This is a genomic window from Aquamicrobium soli, from assembly GCF_042646345.1.
Lineage (GTDB): Bacteria > Pseudomonadota > Alphaproteobacteria > Rhizobiales > Rhizobiaceae > Mesorhizobium > Mesorhizobium soli_A.
Genome location: NZ_JBHRTK010000012.1, coordinates 802000 through 817316 on the forward strand (window position 1 = coordinate 802000; position 15317 = coordinate 817316).

Here is a 15317-nt window from a genome sequence, read left to right on the forward strand (position 1 = left end):
GGCCGCAAGGGATCCGAGGGGCGGGAAAAGATGGCTTACGGCATCCGGCTCAAGGTCTGGGGCGACTATGGCTGCTTTACGCGGCCGGAAATGAAGGTGGAGCGCGTCTCCTATGACGTGATGACGCCTTCGGCCGCGCGCGGCATTCTCGAGGCGATCCACTGGAAGCCGGCGATCCGCTGGGTGGTGGATGCCATCCATGTGCTGAAGAAGCCGCAATTCCAGTCCATCCGCCGCAACGAGGTCGGCTCTAAGGTGCCGGCGGGCAAGGTCAGGAGCGCCATGAAGCGCGGCGATCTGGAGTGCCTGCAACTTCTGGTCGACGAGGATCGCCAGCAGCGCGCCTCGACCGTGCTGGTAAAGCCCTGCTACGTCATTGCCGCGCATTTCGAACTGACCGCGAAGGCCGAGGCCGACGACAGCGAGGGCAAGCATCTCGACATCTTCAATCGGCGGGCGCGGCGGGGGCAGTGTTTTCACCAGCCCTGCCTCGGCACGCGCGAATTCGCGGCGAGCTTCGAACTAGTCGAGCCGGACGGGCCGACGCCGGAGCCGGAACCGGAGGAGAGGACCGCGCAGCTCGGCTTCGGCACCGAGCGCAAGCTGGGCTTCATGCTCTGGGACATCGATCATCAGGCGAAGGGCAGGCCCTCGATGTTCTTTGATGCCGTGCTGCGCAACGGCGTGATGCAAGTGCCGAAACCCGGCTCGCCGGAGATACGCAGATGAGCATTCTCGCTTCGCTTGCCCGCGCCTATACGCGGCTGCCCAACGCACCGCCGTTCGGGTACTCCCTGGAGAAGATCGGCGTGATCGTCGGCTTGAACGGGGACGGCTCGGTGGCGAGCGTCTCGCCCTGGTTCGACGGTGAGGGAAAGAAGCGTAAGCCGCGCCTGATGCTGGTGCCGCAACCGGTGAAGAGAGCCTCCAACATCGCGCCCAATTTCTTGTGGGACAAAACGGCATATTCGCTCGGGGTGACTGCCGGAGAAGGAGCGCGAACTGCGCGCGAACACGCCGCTTTCATTGAGCGTCATGAAAAGGAATTGGCGGGCACGAATGACCCCGGACTGAAGGCTTTCCTCCTATTTCTTAAACAATGGTCTCCGGAGCAGTTCAGCACGCCCCTGTGGAGTGACGAACTGAGAGACCAGAATATCGTCTTCGCTCTCGAGTCGGATCGTCTTCAGAACCTCTGGCTGCATGATCGCCCGGCCGCCAAGGAGCTTTGGGCGCGAGTGTCGGGAGGCGATGGGGAGAACCGACAAATCTGCCTTGTTACAGGGCAGCCCGGGCCGGTTGCGAGGCTGCATCCTTCGATCAAGGGCGTGTGGGGCGGGCAAACGGCCGGGGCATCCATTGTTTCCTTCAATCTAAATGCCTTTACCTCCTATGGCCACGAGCAGGGCGACAACGCCCCCGTCTCGGAAGCCGCCGCCTTTGCCTACACCACCGCGCTGAACACCTTCCTGGCGGACAGAAAGCATCGCCTGCAGATCGGCGACGCCTCCACCGTGTTCTGGGCCGATTCCGAAGACGCGGAAGCGGCACTCCTGGCCGAAGCCGCATTTCCCGGGTTGTTCGATTCGGCCGCGGTCGAGGCTGAGACTACGACGGACGTCAAAATTCTGCTCGAGCGCTTGCGGAAGGGTGACCAGCAACTCGGCGAGGAACTGGCGCTGAAATCGAGCGAACTCGCCCGCAGGGTCGAAAAGGGCGTGCGCTTCCACGTGCTCGGGTTGGCACCCAACGCTGCGCGCATCTCCATTCGTTTTTATTACGAGAACGACTTTCGCGAGTTGGCGGCGAACTACCGGCGCTTCATCGACGACATGCGCGTCGAGCCGCCGTGGCGCGATCCCTACGCGCCGCTCTGGCGCTATCTGGTTGAAACGGCGGTGCTGGGCAAGCGTGAGAACATTCCGCCCAATCTCGCCGGCGAATGGATGCGTTCGATCTTAACGGGAACCAACTATCCGCTAAGCTTACTCTCCAGCGTGCTCGCGCGCATCCGCGCCGATGGCGAAATCAACGCGCTGCGTGCCAGCATCCTGCGCGCATTGCTGGTACGCAATTATGGGATGCGTCCGAACAACGGTGACAAGAAAAGGGAGGCTCCTGTGTCGCTAGACCCTGAAAACAGGAACAAGGGCTATCTGCTCGGGCGGCTTTTTGCCGTTTATGAGCGTGTCCAAAGACAAGCGCTTGGCGACAAGATCAACGCGACAATCAAGGACAAATTCTACGGCTCGGCGTCGGCCGCTCCGCGCAATGTGTTTGCGGCGCTGGAGCGAGGTTCGGCCAACCATCTGTCGAAGATCGGAAAGGAAAAACCCGGCCACCGGTACAATCTGGAGAGAGAAATCGGCACGATCATGGAAGCTATGGAACCCGGTAGTGATCCATTTCCCGCATCGCTCAACACCACCGAGCAGGCACTATTCGGCCTCGGCTATCACCACCAGCACAGCGACTTCTTCAAATCCCGCAAGGGCAACCAGACCGATGCTTCGGGGGAGACTGCATAATGACCGCCATCGCTAACCGCTACGACTTCGTCTTGTTGTTCGATGTCGCCAAGGGCAACCCGAACGGCGACCCCGATGCCGGCAACCTGCCGCGCCTCGATCCCGAGACCAACCACGGGCTGGTGTCGGACGTCAGCCTGAAGCGCAAGGTGCGCAATTATGTCGAACTGGCGAAGGCCGGCATTGAGGGGCACCATATCTATGTCGAGGAAGGCGCGATCCTCAACGACAAGCATAGGCAGGCCTACAAGGCGCTGCGGCCCGGCGATGCCAAGGTGGAGAAGGATGCCAAGCTCAATCCGAAAGACGATGCGGAAGCGACGCAGATCCGCGACTTCATGTGCCGCAATTTCTTCGACGTGCGCACGTTCGGCGCCGTCATGTCCACGGGCATCAATGCCGGCCAGGTTCGCGGCCCGGTCCAGATGACCTTCGCCAATTCGATCGAGCCGATCCTGCCGCAGGAAATCTCCATTACCCGCATGGCGGCGACCAACGAGGCGGAGAAGAAAAAGCAGGCGGAAGGCGGCGAAGAGGGCAACGAGCGCGTCGACAACCGTACCATGGGCCGCAAATATATCGTGCCTTATGCGCTCTATCGCGCGCACGGTTTCATTTCCGCCAAGCTGGCGGAGCGCACCGGCTTTTCCGATGCCGATCTCCGCCTTCTGTTCGAGGCGCTGGGCAGCATGTTCGAGCACGACCATTCCGCCGCGCGCGGCGAGATGGCCACGCGCAAGCTGATCGTCTTCAAGCACGGCAACGCCATGGGCAACGCGCCGGCTCACGCCCTCTTCGAGCGGATCAGCGTCGGCCGCAGCATCGACGGTGACTTCAAGCCGATCGACCGCAATATCGACAACTATCCGCCGGCCCGCGCCTTCTCCGACTACGCTGTCACCATCGATCGCGACAACCTGCCGGAAGGGGTCGAGATCATCGAACCTTGCGGCTGACATCATGAGCGGCGACGGCGTTGCGGAACAGGAGAGCGAGCCCTTTCCGCTCTCTGCGCTGCAGCACGCCGTCTATTGCCTGCGCCAGGCCGCCTTGATCCATATCGAGCGTGCCTGGGCCGACAACCGCTACACGGCGGAAGGCCACGTGCTGCATGCCGTCGCCGACAAGGGCGGGTCGCGCAAGGCGCGCGGCGTGCGCCGTGTCATGACGCTGCCGCTTTCCTGCAAGCGGCTGGGCTTTGCCGGCACCGCCGACCTCGTCGAGTTTCACCCGCGCCCGGATGGCGGCGAGACGCCTTACCCCGTCGAATACAAGCGCGGCAAGCCAAAGCTGCACCGTGCCGATGAGGTGCAGCTTTGTGCGCAGGCGCTGTGCCTGGAGGAAATGACCGGCCAATCGGTGTCGGAAGGCGCGCTGTTCTACGCCGAGACCAGGCGGCGGGTCGTGGTGCCGATCGATGCCGAACTGCGCCGCCTGACGGAGGACACCGCAGCCGCTTTCGCGGCCGTGTTCGCTTCCGGCGTCACGCCGCCGCCCACGACAAGGCGCGAACGCTGCCGCGCGTGTTCGCTGAAAGAGATCTGCCGGCCCGATGCCGTTTCGCGCCCGGCAAAGGCGTGGCGAACGCGCATGGTGGAACGCCTTGCAGCCACCGAGGCGGAGGCTCCATGAAGAAGCTGCTCAATACCGTCTACGTCACCACTGAAAACGCGGCGCTGCGCAAGGACGGCGAGAACCTGGTCGCCGAGGTGGAGGGCGAGGAGAAAGCCCGCGTGCCGCTGCATATGCTCTCTGCGGTCGTTGTGTTCGGCCCGATCTTGCTGTCGCCGGCCCTGATTGCCGCCTGCGCGGGCGCCGGCATCTGCATCGCCCTCCTCGACCGCAACGGCCGCTTCCAGGCCCGCGTCGAGGGTCCGATTTCCGGCAATGTGCTGCTGCGGCGGGCGCAGTACCGGATGTCCGACCGGCCGGACGACATCGTGCGCTCGCTGGTCGTCGGCAAGGTGTCCAACCAGCGCGCGGTGCTGATGCGCGGGTTGCGCGACTATGGCGGGGACATGGAGGACGATGTTCGAAACGCCATTGCCACCGTTGTCGGCCGGCTTGCGCAGATCATGCGTCGCGTCGAACTGGCCGGCGAAGACATCGACCGGCTGCGCGGCTCGGAAGGCGAGGCGGCCAATCTCTATTTTTCCGTTTTCGATCATCTTATCCGCGCGCCGGACCCTGAGCTGCGCTGGACCGGGCGCTCGCGCCGGCCGCCGCTCGATCCGCTCAATGCCTTGCTTTCGTTCCTTTATACGCTGCTTACGCATGATTGCCGCAGCGCCTGCGAGTGCGTCGGCCTGGATCCTTCGGTCGGTTTCCTGCACCGTGACCGGCCCGGCCGGCCGAGCCTCGCGCTCGACCTCATGGAAGAGTTGCGCCCGGTACTCGTCGACCGGCTGGCCCTGTCGCTGATCAACCGGCGCCAGTTGCGGGCGCGCGATTTCAGCCGCAGCGACAGCGGCGCGGTGCTGCTTACCGACGACGCGCGCAAGACCGTGCTCAGCGCATGGCAGGAGCGCAAGCGCGAAGAACGCCAGCACGCCTTCCTGGAAGAAAAAGCGCCGCTCGGATTGGTTCCCTACCTGCAGGCACAGATGCTGGCGCGCCATCTGCGCGGCGACCTCGACGCCTATCCGCCCTGGTTCTGGAAGTAGTTTATGCTCGTGCTCGTGACCTATGACGTCGCCACCTCGACCAACAAGGGCGCTGCCCGGTTGCGCGCCGTCGCCAAGGCCTGCCGCGATTACGGCCAGCGGGTGCAGTATTCGGTGTTCGAGATCGAGGTCGATACGGCACAGTGGACGAGGTTGAAAGCCCGGCTCGAAGGCATCATCGATCCGGCAACGGACAGCTTGCGCTATTATCATCTTGGTGCAAACTGGCAGCGCAAGGTGGAGCATGTCGGCGCCAAGCCGGCGGCGGACCTCGGCGGCACCCTCATCGTCTGACTGGATCCGGCCCGACAGGAAACGGTGGGAGAAGCGAGCGCGAACCCCAAACGTGTCGGTATTTCCCGGCACGTTCGCACCGAGCCCAGCTCTTTGAAATCGTGAAGAATTTTTACCGGCAAGGCTGGCTTGCCGCGCCCAGGCCACATTTGCCCGCACCCTTCGCGACGGGCCGGCTATTTTCCAAAGCCTTCCGCTGATTTAGAGGAAGGCAGTCGCCCGCCACGCGCGGGCGCGGATCGAAACTCGCCGAACTGATCCATTGCGGTCCCGGCCTGCTGGTCGCCCGCCACGCGCGGGCGCGGATCGAAACGATTTCGCCTATGGGTTGGTCCGCAAAGGCGGACCGTCGCCCGCCACGCGCGGGCGCGGATCGAAACGCTCCAATTCCGACCTGCAACGCGCGAGGACCGGGTCGCCCGCCACGCGCGGGCGCGGATCGAAACGCGATCTGGACCCAACCCAACGCCTCGAGGTGAGTCGCCCGCCACGCGCGGGCGCGGATCGAAACCTCTACCTCGATGAGATCGAGCGACAGACGATGTGTCGCCCGCCACGCGCGGGCGCGGATCGAAACCCGACATGCGCCTGCTAATGACGGGTCGCGCCGTGTCGCCCGCCACGCGCGGGCGCGGATCGAAACTGTTCGCCGGAATCATCTGGCTCGCGGTGCTGGCATGTCGCCCGCCACGCGCGGGCGCGGATCGAAACTTCGACGAAGCCCTGGGCGACGCCGGCATCCGCGTCGCCCGCCACGCGCGGGCGCGGATCGAAACCGTACCGCGACCACGCCTATTCCGGTCCAGCGCTGTCGCCCGCCACGCGCGGGCGCGGATCGAAACGCCCTTCATCGCGCCGCCCTCCTGGCCTCGCGCGGTCGCCCGCCACGCGCGGGCGCGGATCGAAACTTCTGCCAGGGCATCCTCGTTGTGACCAGCGCAAGTCGCCCGCCACGCGCGGGCGCGGATCGAAACTTGCCGAGGAAGAACAGCGACAGAAGGACGGTGGTCGCCCGCCACGCGCGGGCGCGGATCGAAACACAAGGTCATCTCGCTTGGCACTGGCGAACTCGAGTCGCCCGCCACGCGCGGGCGCGGATCGAAACTTGTAGCCCGCGCCGTTCCAGCCGCGCGCGAAGGTGTCGCCCGCCACGCGCGGGCGCGGATCGAAACTACGACGAAGACTTTGCGCGCCGCGTCGAAGCTGCCGTCGCCCGCCACGCGCGGGCGCGGATCGAAACATTCCGGCTCGGGTCCAAGCGCGCCGTCAGCCGCTTGTCGCCCGCCACGCGCGGGCGCGGATCGAAACGCTGCAAGGCATACCGGAAGCCGTTCGGGCGGAGTCGCCCGCCACGCGCGGGCGCGGATCGAAACTGGATACCGCACGATCTTGAGCGCCTTCGCAACGGTCGCCCGCCACGCGCGGGCGCGGATCGAAACCAGACTTTCAGGGGGACTATGGGCCGCGCGCGAGGTCGCCCGCCACGCGCGGGCGCGGATCGAAACCTGAAAAGAGAGCCTTGGCCCTCACGAAGTTCATGTCGCCCGCCACGCGCGGGCGCGGATCGAAACATGATGACCAGGTGGATATGCTCGGTTTGATCGGTGTCGCCCGCCACGCGCGGGCGCGGATCGAAACCAGCGGCGAGAACGATGGCGATGGCGTACCAGTGTCGCCCGCCACGCGCGGGCGCGGATCGAAACTGCGAAAGCGTCGATCTGGGCCAGAACGTCTTCGGGTCGCCCGCCACGCGCGGGCGCGGATCGAAACCCGCGCGGCGCTGCGATCGCGCGCGTCAATCATTGTCGCCCGCCACGCGCGGGCGCGGATCGAAACCCGCGCGGCGCTGCGATCGCGCGCGTCAATCATTGTCGCCCGCCACGCGCGGGCGCGGATCGAAACTCGACCGGTAAGCGGGGGCAGCTACAGCCTGACAGTCGCCCGCCACGCGCGGGCGCGGATCGAAACTATGCGGACACCCGGCAGGAATTGCCGCCGCTAGCGTCGCCCGCCACGCGCGGGCGCGGATCGAAACCGTTCCCTACCGGCCGTTGGCACCCAGCGAGGATCCGTCGCCCGCCACGCGCGGGCGCGGATCGAAACGCTCCAATTCCGACCTGCAACGCGCGAGGACCGGGGTCGCCCGCCACGCGCGGGCGCGGATCGAAACCTTGCCGACATGGCCAATCGTCTCCCACGACTTGTCGCCCGCCACGCGCGGGCGCGGATCGAAACATCTTCATTCTCCTTCAATCGCAGTTCTCGCGGTGGTCGCCCGCCACGCGCGGGCGCGGATCGAAACGCGTGTAGCTGGGTGCAGAGGTAGAAATCCTCCGCGTCGCCCGCCACGCGCGGGCGCGGATCGAAACCGCCAGATGATGTTCCGCTCGGCGTTCTGGGAGCGTCGCCCGCCACGCGCGGGCGCGGATCGAAACTGGTGGATGGCCGGCACGATCTCGACCGCCGCCATGTCGCCCGCCACGCGCGGGCGCGGATCGAAACACTCGGCGTTCGCTCGTTGGAAGCCGCGCGCGCGGGTCGCCCGCCACGCGCGGGCGCGGATCGAAACGATCAGCGCGCGCCGGTCGCTAATCCAAAGCCGCGTCGCCCGCCACGCGCGGGCGCGGATCGAAACAGCCCAAGGTTGTCGTCATAGAGCAGCTGCATCGGTCGCCCGCCACGCGCGGGCGCGGATCGAAACCTGGCTGCACTCGCTGAACGACTTGGATGCCGGGTCGCCCGCCACGCGCGGGCGCGGATCGAAACGTCGCCGGTCACTCGAAGGCCAGGTGGGGCGAAAGGTCGCCCGCCACGCGCGGGCGCGGATCGAAACTTCCTCGGGCTTCCTGTCGTCTGGAATGACCCCGTCGCCCGCCACGCGCGGGCGCGGATCGAAACCTTGCGTCAGGCTCACGTGCTGCATGTAGGGACAGTCGCCCGCCACGCGCGGGCGCGGATCGAAACACGCATTGCGCGATGCGAAGCCCGGAAGATCAGAACGTCGCCCGCCACGCGCGGGCGCGGATCGAAACATCGGCAGTGACAGGGCAGGTACGAGGCGTCGTTGTCGCCCGCCACGCGCGGGCGCGATCGAAACGGCGAACACCTCGTCGAGGCGACGGACGATTACGAGTCGCCCGCCACGCGCGGGCGCGGATCGAAACATGGGATTCGGGTCGAATGCCCATGCCAGCCAGCAGTCGCCCGCCACGCGCGGGCGCGGATCGAAACGCAGACGCATTTCAGCCCGACCAAAGGCGAAATTGTCGCCCGCCACGCGCGGGCGCGGATCGAAACTTCCACTGGCGATATGCTTCCACATTCGAGACACGGTCGCCCGCCACGCGCGGGCGCGGATCGAAACCACAAGAGCGAGCGGGCGGCAGAACTGGTGCGCCGTCGCCCGCCACGCGCGGGCGCGGATCGAAACGGCGTGCAGGTCGTCATCGGTGACGATATGCGCCTGTCGCCCGCCACGCGCGGGCGCGGATCGAAACTTGTCGTTTCTGAGGGGGCTAGCCGTGTATATTGGTCGCCCGCCACGCGCGGGCGCGGATCGAAACGCGGCGCTGCTGACGTTCCTGCAAGGCTTGCAGGTCGCCCGCCACGCGCGGGCGCGGATCGAAACTCCCGCAACCGCCTCGGCCTGCGCTTTTCAAAATGTCGCCCGCCACGCGCGGGCGCGGATCGAAACCAGCTTGCCGGATAAAGGGAAGGGGAGGGGCGGCTGTCGCCCGCCACGCGCGGGCGCGGATCGAAACTGGCTCTACTCGGGCTGGCAGAATAAGCAACTGGGTCGCCCGCCACGCGCGGGCGCGGATCGAAACGCCTGCGCTACCGCATCGTCGGCGGCAAGGTCATGTCGCCCGCCACGCGCGGGCGCGGATCGAAACCACGTTGGGCGCTGGATTGAGCCGGATGTCACGATGTCGCCCGCCACGCGCGGGCGCGGATCGAAACCCGGTGGCAGAGTTGAACGCCGCATCCGTCTGCAAGTCGCCCGCCACGCGCGGGCGCGGATCGAAACTGCCAATATTCGACACAGGCGCGGATCACGCCCTGGTCGCCCGCCACGCGCGGGCGCGGATCGAAACCGCCTTACAAGCTCGCGATCGGCGGTGCTCCAACTGTCGCCCGCCACGCGCGGGCGCGGATCGAAACTTGCGCACGTGCTGAAGGATCATGTCGCCCGCCGTCGCCCGCCACGCGCGGGCGCGGATCGAAACTCTCCGTTTATGCGTGTTGCGTTTCGGGGTGCATGGTCGCCCGCCACGCGCGGGCGCGGATCGAAACATGAGGACTTCCGCGGTTTCCATCATCTCGAACGAGTCGCCCGCCACGCGCGGGCGCGGATCGAAACTTGGTTAATCCGGCGTTTGCCTACGCTACGACCACGTCGCCCGCCACGCGCGGGCGCGGATCGAAACTATTGCTCGCGGCGCTGCGGCGGCGGGAAGTTCGTCGCCCGCCACGCGCGGGCGCGGATCGAAACGCGCATCACCTTCCAGTAGTGAGACTGGCCGCGCAGTCGCCCGCCACGCGCGGGCGCGGATCGAAACCTTGCATAGTGACCACTTTGCAACTCGCGAAATGTCGCCCGCCACGCGCGGGCGCGGATCGAAACTGCCAGATACAGCGGTCGGCCGAGCTTCCAGAGTGTCGCCCGCCACGCGCGGGCGCGGATCGAAACTCCATCAGGCTGGCATCCGCTTCCGTCTCGCGGCGTCGCCCGCCACGCGCGGGCGCGGATCGAAACTAGTGCTTCCGCGACACTGGCGACCTGGAAAGCGGTGTCGCTCGCCACGCGCGGGCGCGGATCGAAACATGACGTCGCCGGCAACGCCGCCGCGCCAGTCCTTGTCGCCCGCCACGCGCGGGCGCGGATCGAAACCCTGACCATGATGGGCTGGGGGAAAGAGTGTTGTCTGTCGCCCGCCACGCGCGGGCGCGGATCGAAACTCGGCCATGCAGCGCACGAAATAGGCGGCATCGAACGTCGCCCGCCACGCGCGGGCGCGGATCGAAACAGGCTGTGCTCGCCGGCGTGATCACTGGGGCCATGTCGCCCGCCACGCGCGGGCGCGGATCGAAACGTGCCGAGCCAGCGCATACCCGGCCGCAAGTACAAGTCGCCCGCCACGCGCGGGCGCGGATCGAAACTCGTTGCACCACCCGGATGTCGCGCCGTCCACCGGTCGCCCGCCACGCGCGGGCGCGGATCGAAACGCATATAAGAAAATCGAGCGCGCTCTCGCCGCCATGTCGCCCGCCACGCGCGGGCGCGGATCGAAACATCCTCGATCTTAACTGCCTGCAACGCGAAGGCGAGTCGCCCGCCACGCGCGGGCGCGGATCGAAACATGAGCCGGCAGCGCCCAGACCTTCTCCTTGTCGGTCGCCCGCCACGCGCGGGCGCGGATCGAAACAAAGCTGGCATGATCGTCTCCGGCTATGTGTCGGGGTCGCCCGCCACGCGCGGGCGCGGATCGAAACCCGCCGGCTTCTTGCGGCCCAGTCTACGCGACCACGTCGGCGTCGCGCCGGCTTGCTGCTTCGGTGGCGTGCAGGAAGGCGGCGAGTTTCTTGTTGAAGATCTCGGGCTTCAGCAGGAAGGGCGCGTGCTTGCCGTCCTCGATGTCGTCCGGCTCGCCGGTCCACTGCTCGAGCTTGAGGTCGCGGAAATACCGGTGGTTCAGGAACGGGTCGTTCGAGCCGTTGAGGATGGCGAAGGGCGTGGCGGTCGAGCGCAGGAAGCGCATCTGCCGAGGCCAGTCGACGATCTGGAGCTTGCCCAGCGTGTAGGCGCGGGCGCGCCCGTCCGTCCTGCGCACGGCGCGGTGGAGATGGATCGTCTCCGGCCCCTTCGCCGCAGTGGTCGAGGTGGCGAAGTCGCGCGCCTCGGCCGGCGACAGGAACAGCTTGCTGGCGAGCACGAAATGGCTCGTCGCGTCATAGGCGCGGCCGACGTCCTCCGGCACGACCCTGAGCGGCGGCGTGCCGGATATGGCCAGCGCACGCACCGGATAGCCGCGCGCGGCCAGTTCGATGGCGATGTAGCCGCCAAGCGACCAGCCGAAGACGCAAGGGTTCTGCACGCCGAGCGCTTCGAGCACGTCCTCGGCCACGTCGGCGAAGGCTTCGACGCTGTAGTCCTTTTCCGGATCGGCGTTGTCGGACACGCCGTGCCCGGGCAGGTCGAAAGAGACGACCCGGTAGCGGCCGCAGAACGCCTTGAACTGGTTGGCGAATACTTCCTTGGCGGAGGAGTTGCCATGGATCAGGAGCAGCGCCGGCTTGTCGCCGCCGGTGTCGGCGACGGCGATCCGGCCGTGGCGCGTGGGTATCAGGGTTTCGCGCGCGCCCGTCATCGCCTCGCGGCTCTGCAGGCCGAAGCGGCGGCGCAGGCTGGCCGTTGCCTGCGAGCGGGCGACGGCGAAGGCTTCGCGTAGCGTCTGCAGCAGTGCCCACAGGCCGCCGGGATAAAAGATCAGGATGACGATCAGCAGCAGCGACATGATGATGTTGCGCCATGCGCCGTAGGCGGCGAAGACCTCCGACACCATGGTGACGAAGAAGGCGGCCAGGATCGGTCCCCAGATCGTGCCGGCGCCGCCCAAAAGCAGCATGGAAAGCAGCAGGCCGAGGAGGCCGAGGCCGAAATTGTCGGGCGAGGCGACGCGCATGTAGGAGCCGTAGAAGCCGCCGGCCATGCCGCTCAGCGCGGCGCTGACGGTGAGGGTGAACAGGCGAATGCGGGTTTCCGACATGCCGCGCGAGATGGCGTAGTATTTGTGGTCGCGCATGGCCACGATGGCGCGGCCGTAGCGGGAGCGCGTGATCTTGTAGAGGATGATGGTGGAGCCCACCAGCATCATCAGCGCGAGGTAGTAGTAGCCGATCTTGCCGCCGCGGTTGAAGCGGTAGCCAAACAGGTTCAGTGCCGGCAGGCTGACCATGCCGGATGTGCCGCCGGTGATGTCGGACTGGCTGATGACGATCTGGTAGAGAACCTGTGACGCCGCGATCGTCACCAGGACGATGTAGATGCCTGAAAGCCTGAGGATCGGCAGGGTGATGACGGCCGCGACCAGTCCGGCGGCGACGCCGGCAAGCGCGATGCCCAGCCATGGCGAAAGCCCGAGCGTCTGGCCTATCAGCCCGAAAGCGTAGGTTCCGATGGTGAACAGCGCCACATGGGCGAAATTGAACAGGCCGCCATAGCCGAGGCTGAGGTCCCAGCTCGACGCCACGATGCCGAACACGAAGGCCAGCACCAGCAGGTGGCGCAGATACATGCTGGACGTGAGCAGCGGCAGGAGCGCCAGCACGGCCAGGGCGAGGAGCACGGGGATGAACCCCGAACCGCGGACGAAGGACGGGTTATACCGCATCAGACGGATTTCCTGTGGCGGCCGAACAGGCCTTCTGGCTTGGCGACGAGCACCACGATCATGATGGCGAAGAGCACGGTCGGGCTCCAGTAGAGGCCGACGAAATAGGTCATCACCGCTTCCAGCAGGCCGACGATGAAGGCCGCGTAGATGGGGCCGGTGAAGCGCGCGATGCCGCCGAAGATCACCACGATCAGCGCCTTCATCAGCGGGTCGGAGCCCATCGACGGGTTCATGAAGCGGGTGGAGCCGATGAGGATGCCGGCAAGGGCGGCGAGAGCGGCGGAGAGGCCGAAGGCGACTGCAAAGAGCCGTTCGACGTCGATGCCCATCAACTGCGCCGCCTCGCGGTTCTGCGCGACCGCCCGCATGGCGCGGCCGAGCGACGTGCGCTGGAGGAAGAAGCCCAGCGCCACCAGGATGATCAGCGCCAGCGCTACAACGGCCATCTCGTTGCGCGATATCGTCATGCCGAACACCGACATGTCGCCGCCAAGCAGCGGGGAAAGCTGCTTGTTGCGCGGTCCCCAGACCAGGTTGATGACGTTTTCCAGGATGGTCGCGCCCGCCAGCGTGGTGATGACGGATTTGACGACGATGTCGGCACTTCGCTCGAACGGCTTGATGAGGACGTAGTAGATCAGCATGCCGATGACGAACATGCCTACTATGGAGGCTCCCGCGCCGACCAGCAGGCCGGCACCGGCGGCTTCCGTGCTGGCCACCTGCCAGGCGATATAGGCGCCGAGCGCGATGAAGGTGCCATGGGCGAAATTGAAGATGCCGAGCGTCGTCCACACCAGCGCGAGGCCGGTGGCCATGAGCGCATAAAGCGCGCCCAGCACGACGCCGCCGAGCAGGATCAGGTTGAGCGTCTCAAGGGTCAATGGTGATCCTCGCCGAACATCAGTTTCATGATCTCTTCATGCGTGGGCATGTCCGCCTTCTCGATGCGCCGCGAGATGCGGCCGTGATCGAACAGGTAGAGCGTGTCGATCAGTTCCCCGAGGAAGGCGATGTCCTGGTCGACCACGATCAGCGGCACGCCGGAGCCGCGGATGACCTGGATCGCGGCCGCCAGTTCGCCGCGCATCTTGGGCGACAGGCCGAGCGTCGGCTCGTCGAGGATGAGCAGCTTGGGCGCGGCCATCAGGCCGACGCCGATCGCCACCATCTGGCGCTCGCCACCTGACAGGAAGCGGACCTTGTGGCTGCGCCGCTCATGCACGCGCGGAAACAGCCGGAACACCTTGTCGAGCGTCTCGGCAGCGTTGGCGCGGCCGCCGGAGGCATAAGGCGCGATCGACAGCGTCTCGGCCACGGTCATGTCGGGGAACAGCAGGTTACCCTGCGGTACGTGGATAAGGCCCGCCCGCGCGACGGCCTTGGGGTCCATGCGGCGGCGGGTGACGGCGTCGTAGTTGAAGTTGCGCCAGCGCCGGCTGCCGCGTGCACCCGGCCGGTTGAGCCGCACGCCGTCGAAGAAGATGTCCCCGCCCCAAGGATCGATGAGGCCGGAAAGCGTCTTCAGGAAAGTGGTCTTGCCGTGGCCGTTCGGGCCGAACAAGCCGACGCTCGCGTCGTGAGCCAGCGAAAGGTCGATCTTGCGGAAGATCTGCAGGGGCTCGTAGCCGCCGTCGAGGCCCTTGACGTCGAGAAGAAGCGTGTCGGTCATCGCGCTTGCCCCAGATAGGCTTCAACCACCTTGGGGTCGGCGACCACTTCGGAAGGAAGGCCCTGAGAAATCATCCGGCCCTGGTCGAGCACGATCAGGCGGTCGCAGACCGACATCAGCAGCGGCAGCACATGCTCGATCAAGAGGATAGCGATGCCGCGCTGGCGCAAGCCGAGGATGAGCGCCTTCATGTGCTCGATCTCGCCCGGCGTGAGGCTGGAGGCCGGTTCGTCGAGCAGGAGCACGCGCGGCGACATGGCGAGCGCGCTGGCGATCATAAGGATCTTGCGGAAGAAGACGGGCAGGGTGGCCGTCTGCGCGTTGTGCAGCGTCTGGGGAAAGCCCACCATGTCGAGCACACGGATCGCGGCGGCCTCGTTTTCCTTCTGACCCTGCCGCTTGCCGCTGTGCTCGATGGCCACCAGCACGTTGTCGATCGCGCTCAGCGAGGCGAAGATGCTTTCGCGCTGGAATGTGCGGGCGAGGCCGGAACGGCTGATCTCCTCCGGCGCCAGGTGCTGGATTTCCCGGCCGTCAAAGACGACGCGGCCGCTGTCGGCCGGGAAGGGGATGCTGGTGAGGATGTTGAACAGCGTGCTCTTGCCGCTGCCGTTCGGCCCGGCGACGCCAAGGATCTCGTCCTTGGCGAGCGTGAAGCTGACGCCATCCACGGCGCGCAATCCGCCGAAGGACTTGGAGAGGTTTTCAGCCGTAAGGATCATGCGGGACTGCTTTAGCGAAGGCGGGGCGCCGGGCGCTTTCCGCA

10 protein-coding genes and 2 CRISPR repeat arrays are annotated in these 15317 nt (G+C 66.4%); of the genes, 6 read left to right on the top strand and 4 right to left on the bottom strand.

Annotation, left to right across the window (positions count from 1 at the left end; translation table 11 throughout):
• The first annotated feature begins 30 nt into the window (after nt 1-30).
• Genes cas5c through cas2 form a run of 6 tightly spaced genes read left to right on the top strand, consistent with a single transcriptional unit; the run spans nt 31 to nt 5485 of the window.
• Nucleotides 31-729 (top strand): type I-C CRISPR-associated protein Cas5c, encoded by a 699-nt coding sequence (cas5c, locus tag ACFOHJ_RS13695; RefSeq protein ID WP_378221297.1) that lies wholly within the window; start codon nt 31-33, stop codon nt 727-729.
• Nucleotides 726-2528 (top strand): type I-C CRISPR-associated protein Cas8c/Csd1, encoded by a 1803-nt coding sequence (cas8c, locus tag ACFOHJ_RS13700; protein WP_378221299.1) that lies wholly within the window; start codon nt 726-728, stop codon nt 2526-2528. Before cas5c ends, cas8c begins: the two co-directional genes overlap by 4 nt.
• On the top strand, nt 2528-3484 hold the full coding sequence (gene cas7c / locus ACFOHJ_RS13705; RefSeq protein WP_378221301.1) for a type I-C CRISPR-associated protein Cas7/Csd2: 957 nt from the start codon (nt 2528-2530) through the stop codon (nt 3482-3484). The genes cas8c and cas7c overlap by 1 nt, the downstream gene beginning before the upstream one ends.
• Before the next feature lie 4 nt (nt 3485-3488).
• A complete protein-coding gene (gene cas4 / locus ACFOHJ_RS13710; protein WP_378221304.1) occupies nt 3489-4160 on the top strand; it encodes a CRISPR-associated protein Cas4 in 672 nt (223 codons plus the stop codon).
• Nucleotides 4157-5191, top strand: a complete 1035-nt coding sequence (cas1c, locus tag ACFOHJ_RS13715) for a type I-C CRISPR-associated endonuclease Cas1c (RefSeq protein WP_378221306.1) — start codon at nt 4157-4159, stop codon at nt 5189-5191. Before cas4 ends, cas1c begins: the two co-directional genes overlap by 4 nt.
• 3 nt (nt 5192-5194) lie before the next feature.
• Nucleotides 5195-5485, top strand: a complete 291-nt coding sequence (gene cas2 / locus ACFOHJ_RS13720) for a CRISPR-associated endonuclease Cas2 (protein ID WP_378221308.1) — start codon at nt 5195-5197, stop codon at nt 5483-5485.
• Nucleotides 5486-5699: 214 nt separating this feature from the next.
• A CRISPR array of direct repeats spans nt 5700-8518; the repeat unit is 32 nt; unit sequence GTCGCCCGCCACGCGCGGGCGCGGATCGAAAC.
• A gap of 99 nt (nt 8519-8617) precedes the next feature.
• Nucleotides 8618-10978: direct repeats of the CRISPR family, unit length 32 nt; unit sequence GTCGCCCGCCACGCGCGGGCGCGGATCGAAAC.
• A gap of 23 nt (nt 10979-11001) precedes the next feature.
• Here cas2 and ACFOHJ_RS13725 read toward each other — a convergent pair.
• From ACFOHJ_RS13725 to ACFOHJ_RS13740, 4 genes are all read right to left on the bottom strand, one after another.
• Nucleotides 11002-12876, bottom strand: coding sequence for an alpha/beta fold hydrolase (locus ACFOHJ_RS13725; protein WP_378221311.1), 1875 nt, complete (start codon nt 12874-12876; stop codon nt 11002-11004).
• Nucleotides 12876-13763 (bottom strand): branched-chain amino acid ABC transporter permease, encoded by an 888-nt coding sequence (locus tag ACFOHJ_RS13730; RefSeq protein ID WP_378221313.1) that lies wholly within the window; start codon nt 13761-13763, stop codon nt 12876-12878. The genes ACFOHJ_RS13725 and ACFOHJ_RS13730 overlap by 1 nt, the downstream gene beginning before the upstream one ends.
• The gene (locus tag ACFOHJ_RS13735) at nt 13760-14551 is read right to left on the bottom strand and encodes an ABC transporter ATP-binding protein (protein ID WP_378221315.1); all 792 of its coding nucleotides are present in this window, start codon (nt 14549-14551) and stop codon (nt 13760-13762) included. The genes ACFOHJ_RS13730 and ACFOHJ_RS13735 overlap by 4 nt, the downstream gene beginning before the upstream one ends.
• Nucleotides 14548-15317 (bottom strand): ABC transporter ATP-binding protein (locus ACFOHJ_RS13740; protein ID WP_378221318.1); only part of this gene is annotated, 770 nt, incomplete at its 5' end. The genes ACFOHJ_RS13740 and ACFOHJ_RS13735, both read right to left, overlap by 4 nt.